Source organism: Cognatishimia sp. (assembly GCF_964229375.1).
Lineage (GTDB): Bacteria > Pseudomonadota > Alphaproteobacteria > Rhodobacterales > Rhodobacteraceae > Cognatishimia.
Window position 1 is genome coordinate 1 of record NZ_CAXREH010000026.1, and the last position, 18,413, is coordinate 18,413.

Annotated in this window: 21 protein-coding genes and 1 pseudogene; 6 read left to right on the forward strand and 16 right to left on the reverse strand. The window is 57.0% G+C overall.

The genetic code is table 11. The features are described from left to right. The 5 genes and pseudogenes from ACEQWH_RS02010 to ACEQWH_RS02030 form a co-directional block, all read left to right on the forward strand. Positions 1-214: pseudogene (locus ACEQWH_RS02010) on the forward strand (hypothetical protein); the annotation flags it as partial. 98 nt (positions 215-312) lie between these two features. Beyond that, positions 313-957 carry a 50S ribosomal protein L25/general stress protein Ctc gene (locus ACEQWH_RS02015; RefSeq protein WP_370227826.1) on the forward strand — a complete coding sequence of 215 codons (645 nt, stop codon included), beginning with the start codon at positions 313-315 and terminating at the stop codon, positions 955-957. A 128-nt stretch (positions 958-1,085) separates the two neighbouring features. Next, positions 1,086-1,793: an aminoacyl-tRNA hydrolase gene (gene pth / locus ACEQWH_RS02020; protein ID WP_370227828.1), complete on the forward strand. Its 708-nt coding sequence runs from the start codon at positions 1,086-1,088 to the stop codon at positions 1,791-1,793. An 81-nt stretch (positions 1,794-1,874) separates the two neighbouring features. Next, the gene (locus ACEQWH_RS02025) at positions 1,875-3,038 is read left to right on the forward strand and encodes a serine hydrolase domain-containing protein (RefSeq protein ID WP_370227830.1); all 1,164 of its coding nucleotides are present in this window, start codon (positions 1,875-1,877) and stop codon (positions 3,036-3,038) included. A 9-nt stretch (positions 3,039-3,047) separates the two neighbouring features. Next, complete coding sequence (locus ACEQWH_RS02030) at positions 3,048-3,419, forward strand: DUF2237 family protein (RefSeq protein WP_370227832.1); 372 nt, start codon at positions 3,048-3,050, stop codon at positions 3,417-3,419. A gap of 3 nt (positions 3,420-3,422) precedes the next feature. Here the strand turns inward: ACEQWH_RS02030 and ACEQWH_RS02035 are convergent, their stop codons facing one another. The 9 genes from ACEQWH_RS02035 to rpsA all read right to left on the reverse strand — a co-directional run bounded on the left by ACEQWH_RS02035 (position 3,423) and on the right by rpsA (position 12,016). Beyond that, entirely contained in the window at positions 3,423-3,920 is a 498-nt protein-coding gene (locus ACEQWH_RS02035; protein WP_370227834.1) for a helix-turn-helix transcriptional regulator, read from the reverse strand. A gap of 35 nt (positions 3,921-3,955) precedes the next feature. Beyond that, positions 3,956-4,309 carry a hypothetical protein gene (locus tag ACEQWH_RS02040; protein WP_370227836.1) on the reverse strand — a complete coding sequence of 118 codons (354 nt, stop codon included), beginning with the start codon at positions 4,307-4,309 and terminating at the stop codon, positions 3,956-3,958. A 393-nt stretch (positions 4,310-4,702) separates the two neighbouring features. Further along, a complete protein-coding gene (locus tag ACEQWH_RS02045) occupies positions 4,703-5,071 on the reverse strand; it encodes a PepSY domain-containing protein (protein ID WP_370227838.1) in 369 nt (122 codons plus the stop codon). A 320-nt stretch (positions 5,072-5,391) separates the two neighbouring features. Then, positions 5,392-6,630, reverse strand: a complete 1,239-nt coding sequence (trpB, locus tag ACEQWH_RS02050; protein WP_370227840.1) for a tryptophan synthase subunit beta — start codon at positions 6,628-6,630, stop codon at positions 5,392-5,394. A gap of 72 nt (positions 6,631-6,702) precedes the next feature. Further along, the gene (locus ACEQWH_RS02055; RefSeq protein WP_370227842.1) at positions 6,703-7,362 is read right to left on the reverse strand and encodes a phosphoribosylanthranilate isomerase; all 660 of its coding nucleotides are present in this window, start codon (positions 7,360-7,362) and stop codon (positions 6,703-6,705) included. Positions 7,363-7,425: 63 nt separating this feature from the next. Beyond that, the gene (locus ACEQWH_RS02060) at positions 7,426-7,776 is read right to left on the reverse strand and encodes a lipopolysaccharide assembly protein LapA domain-containing protein (RefSeq protein WP_370227844.1); all 351 of its coding nucleotides are present in this window, start codon (positions 7,774-7,776) and stop codon (positions 7,426-7,428) included. Continuing rightward, positions 7,776-8,060: an integration host factor subunit beta gene (gene ihfB / locus ACEQWH_RS02065; protein ID WP_370227846.1), complete on the reverse strand. Its 285-nt coding sequence runs from the start codon at positions 8,058-8,060 to the stop codon at positions 7,776-7,778. Before ihfB ends, ACEQWH_RS02060 begins: the two co-directional genes overlap by 1 nt. A 235-nt stretch (positions 8,061-8,295) precedes the next feature. Further along, complete coding sequence (locus ACEQWH_RS02070) at positions 8,296-10,236, reverse strand: DEAD/DEAH box helicase (RefSeq protein ID WP_370227848.1); 1,941 nt, start codon at positions 10,234-10,236, stop codon at positions 8,296-8,298. A 103-nt stretch (positions 10,237-10,339) separates the two neighbouring features. After that, positions 10,340-12,016, reverse strand: a complete 1,677-nt coding sequence (gene rpsA / locus ACEQWH_RS02075; protein ID WP_370227850.1) for a 30S ribosomal protein S1 — start codon at positions 12,014-12,016, stop codon at positions 10,340-10,342. A gap of 227 nt (positions 12,017-12,243) precedes the next feature. Here rpsA and ACEQWH_RS02080 point away from each other — a divergent pair, with 227 nt between their 5' ends. Next, a complete protein-coding gene (locus ACEQWH_RS02080) occupies positions 12,244-12,738 on the forward strand; it encodes a GNAT family N-acetyltransferase (protein ID WP_370227852.1) in 495 nt (164 codons plus the stop codon). Here ACEQWH_RS02080 and ACEQWH_RS02085 read toward each other — a convergent pair. From ACEQWH_RS02085 to metK, 7 genes are all read right to left on the reverse strand, one after another. Then, on the reverse strand, positions 12,730-13,341 hold the full coding sequence (locus ACEQWH_RS02085) for a d(CMP) kinase (RefSeq protein WP_370227854.1): 612 nt from the start codon (positions 13,339-13,341) through the stop codon (positions 12,730-12,732). The two genes, ACEQWH_RS02080 and ACEQWH_RS02085, sit on opposite strands and share 9 nt — an antisense overlap. 14 nt (positions 13,342-13,355) lie before the next feature. Beyond that, on the reverse strand, positions 13,356-13,847 hold the full coding sequence (locus ACEQWH_RS02090; RefSeq protein WP_370227856.1) for a hypothetical protein: 492 nt from the start codon (positions 13,845-13,847) through the stop codon (positions 13,356-13,358). Beyond that, positions 13,844-15,196, reverse strand: a complete 1,353-nt coding sequence (gene aroA, locus ACEQWH_RS02095; protein WP_370227858.1) for a 3-phosphoshikimate 1-carboxyvinyltransferase — start codon at positions 15,194-15,196, stop codon at positions 13,844-13,846. Before aroA ends, ACEQWH_RS02090 begins: the two co-directional genes overlap by 4 nt. A 140-nt stretch (positions 15,197-15,336) precedes the next feature. Continuing rightward, positions 15,337-15,741 carry a hypothetical protein gene (locus tag ACEQWH_RS02100; protein WP_370227860.1) on the reverse strand — a complete coding sequence of 135 codons (405 nt, stop codon included), beginning with the start codon at positions 15,739-15,741 and terminating at the stop codon, positions 15,337-15,339. Positions 15,742-15,832: 91 nt separating this feature from the next. Further along, entirely contained in the window at positions 15,833-16,561 is a 729-nt protein-coding gene (gene trmB, locus ACEQWH_RS02105; RefSeq protein WP_370227862.1) for a tRNA (guanosine(46)-N7)-methyltransferase TrmB, read from the reverse strand. A gap of 69 nt (positions 16,562-16,630) precedes the next feature. After that, positions 16,631-17,263 (reverse strand): hypothetical protein, encoded by a 633-nt coding sequence (locus tag ACEQWH_RS02110; RefSeq protein WP_370227864.1) that lies wholly within the window; start codon positions 17,261-17,263, stop codon positions 16,631-16,633. Positions 17,264-17,381: 118 nt separating this feature from the next. Then, the coding region (gene metK, locus ACEQWH_RS02115; protein WP_370227866.1) for a methionine adenosyltransferase at positions 17,382-18,413 on the reverse strand (1,032 nt) is incomplete at its 5' end.

Genomic DNA, 18,413 nt, shown 5'->3' on the forward strand with positions numbered 1-18,413 from the left:
TGAACGCCAGATGACCGTACGGTCATTTTTGAACACACGCTTTGGCAAAGAGTTCACCTATCCGCTCAAGAACGTCTCGCCCGAGAAACCAACGCCGCTTTCACCCCAGGTCGAGGCCGAGCTGCGCGCGCATCGGGCCGACGAATTTGCCCTCTATCAACGGGTTTTGGACGCAGACGGGCATTTGCAGCAATACACAGGGCAAAACGGCTAAATACCGCTTTGCATTCTCATGAGTCTGCGCTAAGGGCAGCGCTTCACGCGGGGTTACAGCCTTGGAGGACCCCTGCCCTAATCTATTGGAGAATTATCATGGCTGGACAGATCCCTGATCTTCACGCCGAAGTCCGGACGGGGACAGGCAAGGGCGCCGCTCGTCAAGCTCGTCGCGACGGCTTCGTACCTGGTGTTGTTTATGGTGGTGACGCAGATCCTATTGCGATCAACATCCCATTCAACGTGCTTTTCAAAAAGCTGAAAGACGGCCGCTTCCTGTCGACCCTTTTCAATCTGAAAATCGAAGGTCAGGAAGACGTACGTGTGATCTGCCGTAACGTGCAGCGCCACACTGTCAAAGACCTGCCGACCCACCTGGATCTGCTGCGTCTGCGTCGGACTTCTAAAATCAACCTCTTCATCCCTGTAGAGTTTGTGAACGAAGAAGAAGCACCTGGCATCAAAAAAGGCGGCGTTCTGACTGTTGTCCGTGGCGAAGTTGAGCTGCGTGTGACTGCAGGCGACATCCCTGAGAAGATCGTTGTAGATCTGGCAGGCAAAGACGTCGGCGACGTTCTGACCATCTCTTCGGTTGATCTGCCAGCTGGCGCGGTTCCAACCATCGACCGTGACTTCGTAATCGCGAACATTTCCGCACCATCCTCCCTGCGTTCCGCAGACGATGGCGACGAGGAAGCCGACGGCGAAGAAGCAGCCGCAGAAGGCGCAGCAGAGGAATAATCCTCGCAGCCTTTTGGCAAGATTTGAAACGCGGTCTCTCCCGAGGCCGCGTTTTTCGTTGTGGCATCTCGCCATGACCGCCAAAGCCGCGTATGAATGCGATGAACACCAACCGCAGAGACTGACCCATGAGACTTTTCGTAGGCCTCGGAAACCCCGGCGACAAATATGCTGGTAACCGCCACAACATCGGCTTCATGGCGCTGGACCGGATTGCCGAAGACCATGGGTTTTCGCCCTGGCGCAGCAAGTTTCGGGGCGAAGTCAGCGAAGGCAAGTTTGGCAGCGACAAAGTTATCCTGCTGAAGCCCATGACATTTATGAATAAATCCGGTCAAGCCGTTGGCGAAGCGATGCGGTTTTACAAGCTGGACAGCACGGACATCACCGTCCTGCATGATGAGCTGGATCTGGTGCCAGGCAAGTGCCGCGTCAAAGCCGGCGGAGGCCATGCCGGTCACAACGGCTTGCGCTCGATCCACCAGCACATTGGCCCGCACTATGACCGCGTGCGTCTGGGCATCGGTCATCCCGGTCACAAGGATGCGGTCGCAGGCTATGTACTGCGTGATTTTGCCAAGGCAGATCACGAATGGCTGGACGACCTGATGCGCGGGATCAGCGATGGTGCGGAACATCTGGCCCGCGATGATGGTGGCAAGTTCATGAACGCGGTCGCCCTGCGCGTGGCGCCGCCTCGGTCATCGACCAGCAAGCCCAAACCAAAGCCCGCAGCGTCAGCTCCAAAATCCGTAGAGCCAACCCCAAAGGCGGCAGAGCCTGACGCGGTCGAGGAAAAATCGCCTCTGCAAAAACTGATGGACAAATTCCGCTAGCGCTGGGTTGCCGTTGCGTTCACGTTGCGTGATCCGGACGAAGCTTTCATGCTGCTGCAAAGTGGTGTGAGGGGAAGAGTAATGCGGCGAGTGATACGGGTTTTCGTACGTGTAATTGTGGTTCTGGTGGTGCTGGTTGCCGCCCTGGCCCTTTGGAAACGCGAAGAAATCAAACGGCTGTTGGTGGTCAACTCGCTGTTTGACGCCGAAAAGATCGTGGCGAACTTTTCCTCGATGGAGGCTGCGTTCCTAAAAACCGATCTGCCAAAAGGCGACGGTGCGACCTATGTCTTTCCCAAGGGCGAACCAATCGCCCTGCCCGATGGCGCCGATCAATGGATCAAGGACCGCAGCGTAACATCGCTGTTGGTGCTGAAGGACGGCGCTCTGCGCTATGAAGAGTATTTCCTTGGCACAACGGCCGAAGACCGGCGCATCTCTTGGTCGGTTGCCAAAAGCTATCTCTCTGCCCTGTTTGGGGTCGTTCTGGCAGAGGGCGCGATTGCCTCGATCGATGATCCTGTCATCAAATACGCCCCAGAGCTTGCCGAGAGCGCCTATCGAGACGCAACCGTACGCAATGTGTTGAACATGGCCAGCGGTGTAGAGTTTGACGAGGACTATCTGGACTTTAATTCAGACATCAATCGCATGGGACGCGTGCTGGCCCTGGGCCAAAAGATGGATGACTTCACCGCCTCGATTGACAGCTCTTTCGCGCCCCCAGGTGTCGCGTGGCAATATGTTTCGATCGACACTCATGTGATCGGCATGGTGATCCGCGGCGCAACCGGCCGCCCGATTGCCGAACTGCTCAGCGAAAAGATCCTCGCGCCGTTGGGTATGGAACAAGACGGCTATTACGTCACTGACGGCGTGGGCGTTGCTTTTGTTCTGGGCGGGCTGAATTTCACCACACGCGACTATGCCCGGTTCGGGCAAATGATCGCTAACGACGGCGCGTTCAACGGAACACAGATCGTGCCCGCCGACTGGATCGCCGCATCAACCACGCCAAGCGCCCCGACGGACCCGGGCAACCAGCAATACGGGTTTCAATGGTGGATGCCCGAAGACGCACGTCCGGGCGAGTATTTTGCCCGCGGTATTTACGGCCAGTACATTTATATTGATCACCCCCGCAATATCGTGATCGTCACCAATGGCGCGGACCGTGGATTCCGAAACGCAGGTGTGAACAGCAGCAACATAGAAATGTTTCGCGCCATCGCAGAAAATCTGTAAACTGATGATATGAAAGCAGATCCCAGCATCAACGTCCTTGGCGACGCCCTCACCCCATGCAGCATGGACCCTCTGACCGGCTATTTCCGCGACGGGGCCTGTAACACCTGTGCCTCTGATCAGGGCAGCCACACGGTCTGTGCCGTAATGACCGACGAGTTCTTGGCCTTTTCAAAGTACGTGGGCAACGATCTGTCCACGCCGCGACCGGAATTTGGGTTTTCAGGCCTTAAAGCTGGAGACAGCTGGTGTCTGTGCGCCGCGCGTTTTCTGCAAGCCCATGACGAGGGCTGCGCGCCGCGGGTTAACCTGTCGGCAACCCATCAGCGGGCCACGGACATTGTACCGCTGAGCGTGCTGCAAGAGTATGCGCTGACCTAGCGGCTAGAGCGTCTCTGCATCCTGCTCGAGCAGGTCATCGATAAACAGGCTGACAAGTTGCGTGCGGTTGTTCACACCAGCTTTGCGATAAATCCCGGCGCTTTGGGCTTTGACAGTGCCCTCAGAGGTTTCGCGCAGTTCTGCGATCTCTGACAGGCTGAGGCCTTTGATCGTGAAAAGCGCGACATCGCGCTCTGCGGCGGTCAGCCCCCAAGCCTGAAACCGGTCTCGAATGTGATCTTTGAAGGCCATCTGCACTGACCGCAGGCTGGCCTCTGCCGCCTCGGTGCGTTTCTGGGACCGACGCAATGTGAGGTAGCCAAAGACAACCCCAAGCAACAGCCCCACCGCTGCGCCAATTTCCAACAGCTCGCGGGTTTGCCACCGGATCGGATTTGTACGGACGCCGATCAATGTCAGAACAATATCTGACACAAAGAAAACAGCGCAGGCCCCCTGCACGGCGGTAATCGCCACAAGAAACGCGCGGTTCCTAGTCATTCCGCCTCGCAGCCTTTGTACGTCCGACGGACAGATCAATCATCATCGCCATCCTCCTCGGACTCGCTGTCGTCCTGATCCTCGTCATCATCAGACGCTTCATCCTCGTCGTCTTCTGATACACGCGATGCGTCCGCTTTATGCTCCTCGTCCAGCTCCTCCCAAAAATCTCGCAGGATTTCACCGGTACGTTGGTTGAAAACAATCTCGCGCTCGTGGGTGCCGCTTTCCGCCTCTATGCGAATGCGGCCGAGCCACGTGCGTGACACCGAGACATCCGTATACCCCTGCGCCTCGAGCTGAGCGATGATTTCTTCGATTGTCGGTGCGGCGGCAGCAGGCATGGCAAGAAAACACCCTAGGGAAAACGTCAGTAGGAAACTTTTCATCTTCGACTTCTCCGATTTGGTGCTGACCAATGCCGCGTTGGGACGTGTTGCATTGGCCAGCATGACGATCATTCAAGCGATTTCAAGCGAAAGCCGTGAGTGTGAGGCCGAACCGAACATCGGCAGACCTTTCGTTTCGCGGAACCAGTCGCAGCAAAGCGCCGCAAGCTGTGCTTGGACCGTCGTGCCGTGGGTTTCAACATACTGAGGCACTTGCCCCGGGGTCGCTTAATGCTGACACCCACGCTCTATATGACGCGCGTGTTGGGGTCGCGACATGCAGATTGAAAAGACGGAACTGGCTGATGTGGCCTCGGGGATGCCAATCATCAGCCAGCAGGGATATCAAAAGGAAGCGCTCTTTCGACATGCCCTCAGACGGTTCAGAGCGACTTAGTCGTCGTCTTCGTCATCTTCGTCCTCGTCTTCGTCATCTTCGTCTTCGTCTTCATCTTCGTCCGCGTCGTCATCCATGTCCTCATCTTCGTCATCCATGTCATCGGCATCGTCTGCGTCATCTGCATCAACCGCTTCTTCTTCGGTGCTCAGCAGCTCTTCGGACGCGCTGTCATAGGTGAATTCGAACTCGACACCAGCGCGGATGGCTTCAACGACCAGTTCGCCGCCCTCTGTTTCGACGTCCACAATGGTATAGCCCTGAGCCTCAAGCTCTGCTGTGATGCGTGTTTCAAAATCCGAGCTCTGCGCAAAAGCAGCTGTGCCCAAGAGGACGATGGCGGTGGTTGAAAGGATCTTTTTCATGTGTGTGTTCCTTGGTTGAAGGGTATTTAGGTCACGAGGTTTGTCAGACAGCCTGTGCTGCCATGACCTCAAACTGCCCATCGCCAATCGAAAACGATATTCCGCCAAGGTTTAAATCGCCCCTTTGGGCACAGCGGTTTAGAAAAATAAACAAACCGTCTAATGGGTCGCCTCAGGAAAACACCTAAAAAAGCGCAACAAAATAAAGATGTTACCCAAAGCCGCATACGCAATCTAAAAAGTCGCCTGCAGCGGTGTGGGCAGAAAAAAACGCGCCCAAAAGGGCGCGTTTCTTAAAGCGTAATACTTTGGTTTATCCGCTATTCGGCGTCTTTCATGTCGAACCCAAGGTGACGGGCGACCGTAAAGATGTCTTTGTCGCCACGGCCACACATGTTCATCACGATGATATGGTCCTTGGGCAACGTCGGCGCCAGCTTCATCACATGCGCCAGCGCATGGCTGGGTTCCAGCGCGGGGATGATCCCCTCGGTGCGGCAGCTGAACTGGAACGCCTCGAGCGCTTCTTTGTCGGTGATCGACACGTATTTCGCGCGCCCGATTTCGTGCAGCCACGCGTGCTCGGGGCCGATACCCGGATAGTCGAGCCCCGCAGAGATCGAGAAGCCTTCCAGGATCTGACCGTCGTCATCTTGCAGCAAATAGGTGCGGTTGCCGTGCAGAACGCCGGGACGTCCACCTGTTAGCGAGGCACAGTGCTCCATCTTTTGGTCAACGCCTTTGCCGCCCGCTTCGACCCCGACGATGTTCACCGATTGGTCATCCAGAAACGGGAAGAACAAGCCCATCGCGTTCGAGCCCCCCCCGATCGCGGCAATCACGGTGTCAGGCAGACGGCCCTCACCTTCTTGGGCCGCGAGTTGCTCACGCACCTCTTTGCCGATGATCGCCTGAAAATCCCGGACCATTGCCGGATAAGGATGCGGGCCAGCCACAGTACCGATGCAATAGAACGTGTCGTCAACATTGGTCACCCAATCGCGCAGCGCGTCGTTCATGGCATCCTTAAGCGTGCCGCGACCAGATGTGACCGGCACAACCTCTGCCCCAAGCAGACGCATACGGAACACGTTCGGAGCCTGACGCTCCACATCATGCGCGCCCATATAGACCACGCACTTCAAACCGAACTTAGCGCAGACCGTCGCCGTCGCAACACCGTGCTGTCCTGCGCCGGTTTCCGCGATGATCCGCGACTTGCCCATACGCCGCGCCAGAATGATCTGACCCAGAACATTGTTGATCTTATGTGCACCCGTGTGGTTCAGCTCGTCACGCTTCAGATAGATCTTGGCACCGCCCAGCTCTTCGGTCATGCGCGGCGCAAAATACAGCGGGCTTGGGCGGCCGACGTAGTGCTCCCAAAGCTCGTCCATCTCCGCCCAGAAACTTTGGTCGGTCTTGGCTTTTTCGTATTCCGCTTCCAGATCCAGGATCAGCGGCATCAAGGTTTCCGAAACAAACCGTCCGCCGAAATCGCCGAAACGCCCTTTGTCGTCCGGGCCGTTCATGAAGCTATTGAAAAGATCGTTGGCCATGGGTGCCTCATTACTCTTTGGTTAAGGAACGTCTTAGGCCGGAACGGGGCCAGACTCCATCAGAAAGTGCCGTTACAGTTTCGGTGCGGGCTTTTGTCGTGCTGCCGTGATGAACGCGTGCATCAAAGCCGCATCTTTCACACCCGGTTCTGTCTCTACGCCGGACGCGGTGTCCACCTGACGCGCGCCCGTCATCTGCACAGCTAGGCCGACGTTTTCAGGCGTCAAGCCACCGGCCAGCATCCAGGGTTTGGGCCAGAATTTGCGGTTGATCAGCTGCCAGTCAAACGCCAGCCCATTGCCGCCGGGCAGGACCGAGTCTTTTGGCGCTTTGGCATCCACCAAAAGCTGATCAGCGACCTGGCCGTAGAGATCGATCTGTTTGGTGTCCTCTGCGGTTGCGATGCCGATCGCCTTGATCACCGGCAGGCCATATCTGGCGCGCACATCGCTGACCCGCTCGGGCGTTTCCTGACCGTGAAGCTGGATTATATCCAAGGGAACCGTGTCCGTCAGATGATCCAGAAACGCATTGTCGGCATTCACCACCAGCCCAACCTTGGCGACACCAACCGGCGTTTCAAGCGCCAGTTCGCGGGCCAGTTCAGGGGCCGCATAACGCGGGGATTTGGCAAAGAAATTATACCCGACATAGGTCACCCCCGCCTCGGCAGCAGCCTTGACGGTTTCTGGTGTGGTCAGCCCACAGATTTTCACCTTGGTGTCCATCATTCCCCCAAAATAAAAAGCCCCAGAGGATCTCTGGGGCTGTTCGTCGATCTCTTGGATAAGGATCTAGCTTGCTTCATCCAAAAGCGCCAGCACCTCGTCCTTTTCTTCGTTCGCTTTGCCCTTCAGACGCCGCACTTCCCGTTCGCTGTTTTTCAGGTTGCGCTGCGCAACACCTGCGGCCGCCCGATGTTTGTGTTCGCGCAAATATTCCCAGACGAAACCGATCAAAAGACCCGCTCCGATGCCAAGGAAAATCACGATAAACAGCGGCAGGCTGACCGACAGATTGAAGTTCAGCAAATCACCCATGGGTGCCGGTAAAAATGTCAGGGTCACCATTCCCCGGTTGGCCAGAGCCACCGAAATCAGGACCACCCCCAGGCTTGCCAAGAAGGCATAGCGAATATAGCGCATTAGGCTTTTCCGTTCAGACGATCTCTTAAGAGCTTCCCTGTCTTAAAGAACGGAACGTGCTTTTCTTCAACTGCGACAGAGTCGCCAGTGCGCGGATTACGGCCGACACGCGCGTCACGCTGTTTCACCGAAAACGCGCCAAAGCCGCGCAGTTCCACACGATCGCCACGCGCCATGGCTTCGGTGATTTCTTCGAAAATAGAATTCACAATACGCTCAACGTCACGCTGATAAAGATGCGGATTTTCGTCAGCAAGCTTCTGAATCAATTCAGACCGGATCATCTATGGCCACTCCCCAGTGTTCTGTTTTGTTTTTATGAACAACAGTACAGACTATAGAAACAATCTGGCTCAAACGGAAACCATAAGATCCGCCAAACCCCTGATTTTGGTGCGAAAAAGCTAAATTTTGAGACAAATAGCAGGCCGCGTTAAGGTTTAAAGCAGGTTAAAGCGCAGCAAATTGGATGCTGCATCGCAACATTTTCATGCGATTCGCTGCGCTCTTTTCAGCCTATCACCGCCGTTTCGGGCGCGCCTCGCCACCCTTTGCCTTACCTTTGGACGCCAGTTTCGCCGCCGCGCGTGCCTTGTTCTTTTTGCTGTTGGGCTTGCCCTTTGGCGGCGGCGGTCCTTTGGGGCGATCCCCCGCCGCCCCATCCCGCGGTTTCGAGGGCTTTGGCTTGGCGAAACTTTTCTTTTCGGCTTTCGGCGTCAGATCCCTCCACGCATCTTCGTCGCGGGGCTTCTTGGTATCGCTTCCCTTGCGATGGGGTTTTGAGAACCCTTTCTTGTCGTCCTCGCGGCGCGGCTTGCGAAAGGTCTTGCCCTCTTCGCGTTTGCCGCCACGCGATTTGAAAGGCCGATCCGACGGGGCATCACGTTCAAGCTTTGGGGAGCCTTCGATCTGCGTGATCTTTGCGTCCTCAATCGACCGATCAGGCCCGATGGTGGCAAGGAAGCCGTCAACGCTGCTGTTTAGAACCTGAACGAATGTCTCGTTTTGCTGAACACGAATGGCGCCGATGTCATCCTTGGTCAGCCCACCGGCCTTACACAGCATCGGCAACAGACGGCGCACCTCGGCCCCTGCTTTGCGCCCACCGGTCACAGAGAACCAGGTGCTTGGGCCAAAGTCTTCTTTGCGCCGCGGCTTGCTGTCGGTGAAACTGTTGAGCTCTTCAGGCGCAGACCGCGCGGTGCGGCGCAGACGGATATAGGCCGCAGCCAATTGCTCGGCACTAAAGGCCTCTGTCAGCGCGCTTACAGCGCTTTGTTCACTTTCGCTAACCGGCGTCGTCCAGCCTTCGTCAGCCATCATGCGCGCATCTTCACGCTCTGTGACCGCCTCGGCCGTGGGTGCGGAGCCCCAGTTGGCGTCAAGCTTTGCCATTTTCAGAATGCGCTGCGCTTTCTTTGCGCTGCGTTTGGTGACGATCAAAGCGCTTGTGCCTTTGCGCCCTGCCCGACCGGTACGGCCCGAGCGGTGCAACAGCGTCTCATGGCTGCTGGGCAGTTCGGCGTGAACCACCAGATCAAGATTGGGCAAATCGATTCCCCGCGCGGCCACATCCGTGGCCACACAGACATTGGCACGCCCGTCGCGCATGGCTTGCAGGGCATTGGTACGCTCGGCCTGCGTCAGCTCGCCGGACAAACACACGACGCGGAACCCACGGTTGGACAGCCGTGTCGTCAACCGGTTCACTGTCGCGCGCGTGTTGCCAAATACGATGGCATTTGGCGCATCATAATAGAGCAACGTATTGATCACGGCATTCTCGACATCGCGATCCACGACTTGCATCGCGTGATACTCGATATCCGCGTGCTGACGGGTTTCGGATTTCACAACCAGACGCAGGGCGTCGGTCTGATAGTTTTGCGCCAGCGTCGTGATCATCTTGGGCACGGTGGCGGAAAACAACAGCGTCTGGCGATCTTCGGGACACGCGCCAAGGATAAACTCAAGGTCTTCGCGGAAGCCAAGATCCAGCATTTCGTCGGCTTCATCCAGCACGACAGCGCGCACATCAGACAGATCGATCGCGCCTTTTTCGATGTGGTCCCGCAACCGCCCCGGCGTTGCGACCACGATATGCGTTCCGCGATCCAGCGCGCGGCGCTCGCTGCGAATATCCATGCCACCAACGCAGGACGCCATGACGGCGCCTGCCTGCGCATAGAGCCACCCCAGCTCGCGTTTCACCTGCATTGCCAACTCGCGTGTCGGCGCGATGACCAAAGCCAAAGGCGCGTCGCCCCGCTCAAACCGCTCTGCTTCTCCCAACAGGGTTGGCGCAATCGCCAGCCCGAACCCCAGCGTTTTTCCCGACCCTGTCTGAGCCGACACCAACAGGTCACGCCCCAGATTTTCGTCATTGATGACAGCCTGTTGCACAGGAGTCAGAGTGGTGTAGCCGCGTTCATCCAACGCGTCTTGCAGGGCTTGTTTCACTGTTTGGGGTCTCTTTGAGAGGGGGGCATATGCCCCGAAAAGGAAAGGCCCCGCCCGATTGGGCGAGGCCAAAAGGTTTTTTAGATCAGAGATCTAAAGGCGATTATTCGTCGCCCTTCAGAGCTGCGCCCAGGATATCACCCAGGGATGCGCCGGAGTCAGAGGAACCATACTGTTCCACTGCTTCCTTCTCTTCTGCGATTTCGCGTGCCTTGATGGACAGACCCAGACGACGTGTCTTGCTGTCGATGTTGGTGACGCGAACGTCGACCTTGTCGCCAACATTGAAACGCTCTGGACGCTGGTCCGCACGGTCACGTGCCAGATCGGAGCGGCGGATGAAGGACTTCATGCCTTCGTATTCCACTTCAACACCACCGTCTTCGATTGCAGTCACTTCGACAGTCACGATAGAGCCGCGCTTCACGCCGCCAGTCGCGTCTGCGAATTTGTCGCCGCCAACCGCTTTGATGGACAGAGAGATACGCTCTTTTTCGACGTCAACTTCAGAGACAACCGCTTTGACGAGATCGCCTTTGCGGTAGTTCTGGATTGCGTCTTCGCCACGCTCTTCCCAAGAGATGTCGGACAGGTGAACCATGCCGTCGATGTCGCCTGGCAGGCCGATGAACAGACCGAACTCGGTGATGTTCTTGACTTCGCCTTCGACTTCCGCGCCCTCTGGGTGAGTTTCCGCGAAAACTTCCCATGGGTTGCGCATGGTCTGCTTGAGACCAAGGGAAACGCGACGCTTTGCACCGTCGATTTCCAGAACCATGACTTCGACTTCCTGAGACGTAGACACGATTTTGCCTGGGTGTACGTTTTTCTTGGTCCAAGACATTTCGGACACGTGCACCAGACCTTCGACACCTGGCTCCAGTTCAACAAATGCACCGTAGTCGGTGATGTTGGTGACGCGACCAGTGTGTGTGGATTCCAGTGGGTATTTCGCCGCAACGATATCCCATGGATCTTCCATCAGCTGTTTCATGCCGAGAGAGATACGGTGTGTCTCTTTGTTGATCTTGATGACCTGAACCTTGACGGTTTCGCCGATGGTCAGGATCTCGTTCGGGTGGTTCACACGGCGCCATGCCATGTCGGTGACGTGCAGCAGGCCGTCAACGCCGCCCAGATCGACGAATGCACCGTATTCAGTGATGTTCTTAACAACACCGTCAACTGCGTCGCCTTCTGCCAGCTTGCCGATAACCTCAGCACGCTGTTCTGCGCGGGACTCTTCGAGGATCGCACGACGGGAGACAACGATGTTGCCACGGCGACGGTCCATCTTGAGGATTTGGAAAGGCTGCTTCATGCCCATCAGAGGGCCAGCGTCGCGTACTGGACGTACGTCGACCTGAGAGCCTGGAAGGAACGCAACTGCGCCGCCCAGATCCACAGTGAAACCACCTTTGACGCGGCCAAAGATCGCGCCTTCGACGCGTGCGTCGTCTGCGTATGCTTTTTCCAGACGGTCCCAAGCTTCTTCGCGGCGTGCCATCTCGCGAGAGATAACCGCTTCGCCACGCGCGTTTTCTGCGGCGCGCAGGTAGACTTCTACCTCGTCACCAACGGAAACTTCTGGAGCTTCGCCAGGGTTTGCGAATTCTTTAAGATCAACGCGGCCTTCCATTTTGTAGCCAACGTCGATGATGGCCTGACCCGCTTCGATTGCGATGATCTTGCCTTTAACGACGGTCCCCTCGTCTGGGGTGTCCATTTCGAAGCTTTCGTTCAAGAGGGCTTCGAATTCCTCCATAGATGTCATTGCCATGTGGCGTTCATATCCTTTGATCGGTTTTCTGGCCGTACGGTTGTCTCCGTCGGTCTTCGTTTCGTTGCATCCGACACCGAAGCCTAAAGCGTTGCAAATCAAGGCAAAAAAACACAAACAACAAGGGCCAAAGGTTTCCCCAAGGCCCTGCTCACCATGATTGCGACTCTTTTCGGTCGTCAGATAGCGCGGTGTTTAGGCGGAATCGGCCTTGTTTGCAAGGGGGATTGCCCGCCCACGGTAAGGTGCTTGCGACCAAAGCGGTCTTGCGTCACACCTTCCTCATGCCGTCCCACGTGTCGTTGACCATAAATCAGATTTCAGCCGCGCAAACCCTTGCTTTGCGCCAGGCGGTTCTGTGGCCCGAGCATCCAATCGAGGCATCCAAAGTAGAGGGCGATGAGACCGCGCTTCACTTCGGTGGTTTTCTGGGGGGCGACCTGATCTGCGTTGCCTCTCTCTTTCAAGACGGCGGCCAAGACGGTGGCGGTGTTCGGCTGCGCAAGTTCGCGACAGATCCGGCCCATCAGGGCAAAGGGTTTGGGTCTGACATGCTGGTTTATCTCGTGGCCCAGGCACGAGAGGCCGGAGCTTCAGACTTTTGGTTTGACGCGCGCGAGACAGCGCTGGGATTTTATGAAAGGCATGGGTTCACCACCAAAGGAGAGCGGTTCTTTAAGAAGGGCCTCCCCTATTGGCGCATGTCGCTGGCGTTAGGCTGATCTGCGCGCCTCGATCACTTGTACGGCCTGAGCGACGGCCGCCTCGATATCCAGATCGGTGGTGTCGATCACAACCGCATCTTCTGCGGCTTTAAGCGGTGCTTCAGCGCGGTTCATGTCACGCGCATCCCGCGCCTTGACGTCGGCCAGAACGTCGGCGCGGGTGTCTGAATGCCCCTTGGCCGACAGCTCTAGAAAGCGACGTTCTGCCCGAACCTCGGCGCTGGCCGTGACAAACAGTTTCACATCGGCCTCAGGGCAAATCACGGTGCCAATGTCGCGCCCATCCAAAACCGCCCCGCCATCGCGAAGGGCAAATGCCCGCTGAAAGGCCACCAGAGCGGCACGCACCTCGGCAATCACCGCGACTTTGGACGCCGCCTGCGCGACCTCTGGGGTTCGCAGGGTGTCGGATTTCAGATCCTCGGGGGTCAGCGCCTCAGCCGCCGCGACGGGCTCTGCTCCTGCCAAAACCTTGGCTCCGACGGCGCGATACAGAAGGCCTGTGTCCAAATGCGCAAATCCGAAATGCGCCGAAACCGACTTTGAAATCGTGCCCTTGCCTGCCGCTGCCGGCCCATCAATCGCAATCGTAAATGGCATATCGCCTCCAAAAGTTAAGACGCGCGCCGCGCAAGGCGCAGGACAGCGACAATAGACACAAGAAACAGCGCGAATTTCACCAGCGTCACATAATAGGTCGGGCTTGGGCTCGCTAAAAGCATATCCGGCGCGACATTGAAAAGTGGCGAAATCCCCATCCGTGCAAGGATCATGAAGTTCTCGGTGAAATCAGCAACCGCAGGCAACATCGCAAAAACAGCGCCCCAGACAAGCGGCCCCCGGCCGGCATGGCTGGCAAAGACCCAGACGACAAAGGCAAGAATAAAGGAACTGTCCACGTAAAGGACAATCGCACGGTAAAACCCAAGATCCGGCCCCAAGGCCTGAGCAAAGAGCAGCAGATCCTGCTCGCTATAGGGGGCCAAACTTTTTTGTGGCAGCAAAAGGCTTTGGTCAAACAGCGTCAGGAACACCACCGCCATCACGGCAAAAAGCCCCGCGGCGACGGCCCCTGAAATCCAACGAATGACGTTAATTGGCCTCATGCATTCGAGCGTACAATGCGTGCGCCCAGCTGGTCCATCAAAGTTTCAAAAATCGGGAAGGACGTAGCGATCGGGCCGCCGTCATCCACGGAAACCGGTTTTTGTGTTGCCATGCCCATGACCATAAAGCTCATGGCGATACGGTGATCCAACTGGCTTTCGCAGGTGCCTCCGCCGGGCACATTGCCGTGACCAAGGCCCTTAACGATCCACCAGTCATCGCCCTCGTCCACCTCGACCCCATTGGCGCGCAGCCCTTTGGCCATCGCATCAATCCGGTCGCTTTCTTTGACACGCAACTCTTTGACACCCTTCATAACCGTGTCGCCCTGCGCGAAGGACGCAACCACAGACACTACCGGATATTCGTCGATCATGCTTGCCGCACGGGCCGGATCGACCTCGATGCCTTTCAGATCTGGCGAGAACTTTGCGCGCAGGTCAGCGACGGGTTCGCCGCCCTCTTCGCGCTGGTTTTCAAACGTCAGATCCGCGCCCATTTCTTGCAAAGTGGTAAACAGCCCAGCACGGGTTGGGTTCAGACCGATATTGGGAACCAACACATCTGAGCCCGGCGTAATCAGAGCGGCACAGACCGGAAAGGCCGCTGACGATGGATCACGTGGGACCGCGATGACTTGGGCTTGCAACTCGGGCTGACCGGTCAGAGTGATTTCGCGCCCTTCCTCTGTGTCGCGCACAGAAACCTCGGCACCAAAACCGGTCAACATGCGCTCGGTGTGGTCACGCGTGGCCTCTTTTTCGATCACCACGGTCTGTCCCGGCGCATTCAGGCCCGCCAGCAAAACAGCGGACTTCACTTGTGCCGAGGGCATCGGTGTTGTGTAGCGTACGGGCACAGGGTCTTTGGCGCCCACGATGGTCATCGGCAAACGCCCTTCCGAGCGGCCAACAGACTGCGCACCAAACAAGGCAATCGGGTCTGTCACCCGCGCCATCGGACGTTTGTTCAACGAGGCATCGCCTGTGAAAGTCGCCGTGATCCCTGTGGTCGCCATGCATCCCATGATCAAACGCACACCAGTGCCGGAATTGCCGCAGTCGATCACTTGATCAGGTTCGGCAAAACCCCCAACGCCCACACCAAAGACGGACCATTCGCCGCCGCCATGATCCACGACGTCTGCCCCAAACGCCCGCATCGCTTTGGCCGTGTCCAGCACGTCTTCGCCCTCAAGCAAACCAGAGATCTTGGTCTCGCCAACAGCCAGCGCGCCAAGGATCAGAGACCGGTGCGAGATGGACTTATCTCCGGGCACAATCGCCTCGCCTTTCAGCGGGCCACATGGGCGAGATGTCATTGGGATCGGGGTGCCATGTCCGGACATGAGGGTCTTCCTTATTCCAAGTCAGGCAAGCTGTTAGCGCAGAACAATAGCCGCGTCCATGACCAAGCCTGCATTTGCGGCCTCAAAACCTGTCTGGTGATTTTTTCCGGTTGCCTCAGGCCGCACCAGACGGCCGGAATCTAGGTTTTGGTATCGGCAAATGGCTCTGCGACAACTTGATAGTCGTCTTCATAGCCAACATAGCCGATACGCTTTTCCTTGAGGATCTCGATGGCGAACCCGTTTTCGATCAATAGGGTCATCAGCTCAAAGGCTTTGGACAGGTGCTCTTTGGCTGTGGGTTTGAACCAACTCAGCCCCTTTGTCTCTTTGCCGTCAAAGCCTCGGTTGGCTTTGGACGTCCCCCTTGAAAACCGGTCGGGCCCTTCAAGATTGTCATTGAACCACGCCCGCAGCTCTTGGGCCCGTTCCACCGTCGCGGCATCGGCCAGCGGATCGCGGATCAACTCGCCCGCGGCTTGAAAAAACCCTTCGCGCCCCCCCATGCCGTCGACAGGCTTTGCATAGACAAATCGAAGATACATGGCCGAGCCTCTTTATAGCAGCACGTCGAACGCGTCTTTGGTGCATGATCACCCCCTAATCTGAGGGGGTAAAAGCGACTTTGCCTACGCCCTAGACCCGCCGGAACGTCAGATAATGCGCGATGCGCCCTTCGCGGAAGGCTTTCTGCTCGTACCGGGTCGAGATCCAATCCCCCCATGGCTGACGCCAATCCTCTGGTCCTTCTGCAAGCCATTCAAACCCGGCTTTTGGTACTTCCTGCAGTGTCTGACGCACATAATCAGGGATATCTGTGGCGACCCGCAGGATCGCGCCGGGTTTCATGACGCCATGCAGAGGCACCAAGTGCTCTTGCGTCACAAAACGTCGGCGGTGGTGGCGCTTCTTGGGCCAAGGGTCAGGATAAAGCAGAAAGGCTTTTGACACCGACTGCGCCGGCAGCACATCAAACATATCGCGCGCATCGCCGGGATGGATGCGAATGTTTTCGGCCCCAGCCTCGCGGATCTTGCCCAACAGCATCGCGACACCGTTGATGTAAGGCTCACAGCCGATAAAGCCCACATCAGGATTTTGCGTGGCCTGATGGATCATATGCTCGCCACCGCCAAACCCAATCTCAAGCCACAAATCGCGCGATCCAAACAAGTCGGGCAAATCCAATGGTGTGCGTTCAGGGTTGTCCTCCCAGCTGACTTTGCCTGGAGACAGGGCTGCCAAGTCCTCGTCCAACCAGGCTTCCTGAGATTTGCGCAGGCCCTTGCCTTTGAAACGGCCATAGAAATTCCGCCATGGCGCGCCAGATGGGTGGGTTTTGGGCGTGTCAGAAGGGTTTGACATAGGTATTCCGTTCGTTTTGCAGACGCCCTGTGCCGCAACAAAAGGTCAGGTGCAAGGGGGTCGTGACGATTACTCGCTGCGCAAAACCCCAGCGAGGCTTAACTCGACACGGGTGGGATACCAGTTGTCGCTGTTCGGGATGCCTTTGCTTTTCACGGCAAACTCTGCCGCGACGCCGCGCGAAATCATATAGGTCAGATCCTCATGAAACTCGCGCTGGGTGTCTTCAAACACCCAAGCCGAGAAATCAAAAGGCGTGTCCCACCCATCGCTTTGACGCCATTGCTCGTAATAGCTCTGCATATTCGCAGCACTCCAGGTCGGCTGGTGAAACCCAAGTTTCGACCCCAATGTCATCTGCCGGTTTTCCCCGGCAAGGAAGACCCGCACGCAAGAGCTGGAACATTCGCCATGCACGATCGTATCCAGACCAAAGTCGATCACAATCCGCGCCATTTCACGTCCGGCCCAGACGCTGCCGCCACTGCTGTTGAGTTCCAAAACCCGCACACCGGAATTCGCCCGCAGGGTTTCAAGCAGAACATCGACATCGTCAGCGACAATCTCGGCATCTGCGATGGTTTCCGTGTCATAGACCAGCGTAGTGCCGCGGATTTCGAATTTTTCAAGCGACCCATTGTGGTCGTCTGCGAATGACTGAGTGGCCAGCAAAGCCGCGCAAAATCCAAAAATCTTATGCAAATCAAATCCTCCACTCAGTCCTTCTGAGTTATCGCAGCCCAGCTTGTCTGCCAATAATCTAACAAAAAAGGCCACCGAATTGGTGGCCTTTGTGTCTATTTCGATGCATCCCCGAAAATCAGACCGCCGCTTTAAGTGCTGCGACCAAATCGTCTTTTTCCCAGCTAAATCCGCCGTCCGCATCCGGTGTGCGGCCAAAGTGACCGTAGGCTGCGGTGCGCTGATAGATGGGCTTGTTCAGACCCAGATGCTGGCGAATGCCGCGCGGGGTCAGATCCATAACCGAAGCCACAGCCGCTTCGATTTCAGCATCCGCAACGTTACCGGTGCCATGCGTGTCAGCATAGATCGACAGTGGCTTGGAAACGCCAATCGCATAAGACAGCTGGATCGTGCAGCGATCGGCCATGCCTGCGGCCACAACGTTCTTTGCCAGATAGCGCGCGGCATAGGCGGCAGAGCGGTCAACTTTGGTTGGATCTTTACCAGAAAACGCGCCGCCACCATGTGGGGCTGCGCCGCCATAGGTATCAACGATGATCTTACGGCCTGTCAAACCGGCGTCGCCATCCGGGCCACCGATGACGAATTTACCAGTAGGGTTCACGTGCCACTCGGTGTCGGCAGTCAGCCAGCCCTCAGGCAGAACCTCTTGGATATAGGGGGCGACGATGGCGCGGATGTCTTCGCTGGACAGCGCTTCGTCTAGGTGCTGCGTGGATAGAACGACTGATGAAACACCAACCGGCTTGCCATCGCGGTAAAGCACCGAGAGCTGCGATTTCGCATCCGGGCCCAGAGCGGGTTCCTGACCGGATTTCCGCACCTCTGCCAGACGCCGCAGGATCGCGTGGGAATACTGGATCGGCGCAGGCATAAGTGCCTCGGTCTCATTTGTGGCATAGCCAAACATGATACCCTGATCGCCGGCGCCTTCGTCTTTGTCCGCCGCAGCATCCACACCCTGCGCGATATGCGCGGACTGTTCGTGGAGCAGGTTCGTGACCTCTACGGTCTCGTGGTGGAACTTGTCTTGCTCATAGCCGATATCTTTGATGCAGGCCCGGGTGATCGCGTCGATCTTGCCCATATAGTCTTTCAGCTTGTCCGGATCCGACAGACCGACCTCACCGCCAATAACGACGCGATT